We start from the raw sequence: 1,874 nt of genomic DNA, 5'->3' as shown, positions 1-1,874 counted from the left end.
CCGCACCCCGCCGCTCGCCGCGCCGCTGCGGCTCTCCGGCTCCGGTACGGTGACCCTCACCGTCACCCCCACCACCCCCACCGCCCACCTCTCGGCCGTCCTCGCCGACCTCGGCCCGGACACCGTCCGCGCCTACGACGGCCCCGGGGAAGGCATCACCACCCTCGGCCACCGCACCTGCTGGGGCCAGGGCATCCCCCAGGACACCGGCTGCTACAAGGAGACCGCGGCCGACACCCGCGAGGTCACCCACACCGTCCTCAGCCGCGGCTGGGCCGACCTCGGCCACTACGCGGACCCCCGCAAGGGCCGCCCCCTCGTCCCCGGCACCCCGTACACCCTCACCCTGGACCTGGCCGCCAGCGACCACATCGTGCCCGCGGGCCACCGCCTCGCCCTCCTCGTCGGCGGCACCGACCACGGACTGACCGGACCGCCGTCCACCCGGCCCACCCTCACCGCCGACCTCACCCGTACCTCCGCCACCCTCCCGGTGACCGGCGGCCGCGCGGCCCTCGCCAAGGCCCTCGGCAGCTGACCGGCACGCCCCGACCCCGCCCCAGGGAGGCAACACCGTGCGACCCCGCTCCCGCAGACCCCTGTTCGTCGCCCTCGCCACGGGCCTGACCCTCGCGCTCACCGCGGCCGTCCCCGGCAGCCCGGCCGCCGACGCCGCGCCCCGCACCGGCTTCGAGACCACCCGCGGCGCCCGCTGGACCACCGAGGGCGAGGAGAGCGCCTTCCTCACCGCCGTCGCCGCAGGGCCCGGCCGGGTCCGCGTCGACCGGATCGGCACCACCGCCCAGGGCCGCCCCCTCCGACTCGTCCGCCTCGGCGCGCGGGCCCGCCCCGGCACCGTCACCGTCCTGCTGCTCTGCTCCCAGCACGGCGACGAACCCGCCGGACGCGAGGCATGCCTGACCACCGTCCGCGACCTCGCCCGTGCCCGGGACCGTACGACCCGTCACCTCCTGGACCACACCAGCGTGCTCGTCGTCCCCACCGCCAACCCCGACGGCCGCGCGGCCGGCACCCGGGGCAACACCACCGGCACCGACATCAACCGCGACCACCTCGCCCTCGCCACCCCCGAGGCCCGCGCGGTCGCCCGCGTCCTGCGCGACCGGCACCCCGATGTCGTCGTCGACCTGCACGAGTACGGCCCCACCGAGCCGTACTACAGCAAGGACCTGCTCTCCCTGTGGCCGCGCAACCTCAATACCGCCCCCGCCGTGCACCGCGCGTCCGTCACCCTCGCCGAACGCTTCACCGGCCCCGCCGTCCGCCGCGCCGGCTACAGCACCGGCGTCTACGGCATCTGGACCGACCCCGTCACCGGAGCCCCGCTCAAGCAGGTCGCCGGCGACGGGCGGGAACGCATCCTGCGCAACACCGCGGGCATCAAGGGCGCGATCGGCGAACTCGTCGAGACCCGTGTGGACGCCCTCACCCCCGCCGAACAGGCCGACCCGGCCCGCAACAACCGCCGCCGGGTCCGCTCGCAGCGCGCCGCCCTAGACGGCGTGTTCACCTACCTCCGCGAGGAGCGCTCCCGCATCACCGGGACCACCGCCGCCGCCCGCCGCGCCGGACTCACCGACCGGGGACCGGTGTACCTCGGCGGCGCCGACAACGAACGCCCGCCCGCCGACCGGGTCCTGGCCCCGCCACCGTGCGCCTACCGCCTCGACGCGGCCCGCTACGCGGCCGTCGCCGGGACCCTGGCACTGCACGGCGTGACGGTCCGCGCGGACCGCGGCGGCGCCGTCGTCCCGCTCCGCCAGCCGGCCCGCGCCCTGGTACCGCTGCTGCTCGACGGACGGGCCGCCTCCCCTCTCACGGACGCGACACCCCTACACCACTGCGATGGGGGA

At 77.0% G+C, this 1,874-nt stretch carries 2 protein-coding genes; both read left to right on the top strand.

Annotation, left to right across the window (positions count from 1 at the left end):
• On the top strand, positions 1 to 538 hold a 538-nt coding region (locus AC51EU_RS30040; RefSeq protein ID WP_496270250.1), incomplete at its 5' end, for a CocE/NonD family hydrolase C-terminal non-catalytic domain-containing protein.
• A 37-nt stretch (positions 539 to 575) separates the two neighbouring features.
• On the top strand, positions 576 to 1,874 hold a 1,299-nt coding region (locus AC51EU_RS30035), incomplete at its 3' end, for a M14 family metallopeptidase (RefSeq protein WP_496270249.1).

The sequence above is a fragment of the Candidatus Streptomyces philanthi genome, from assembly GCF_059553635.1.
The sequence above is the reverse complement of the archived record's forward strand: the minus strand, read 5'-3'. Positions and strand labels throughout refer to the sequence as shown.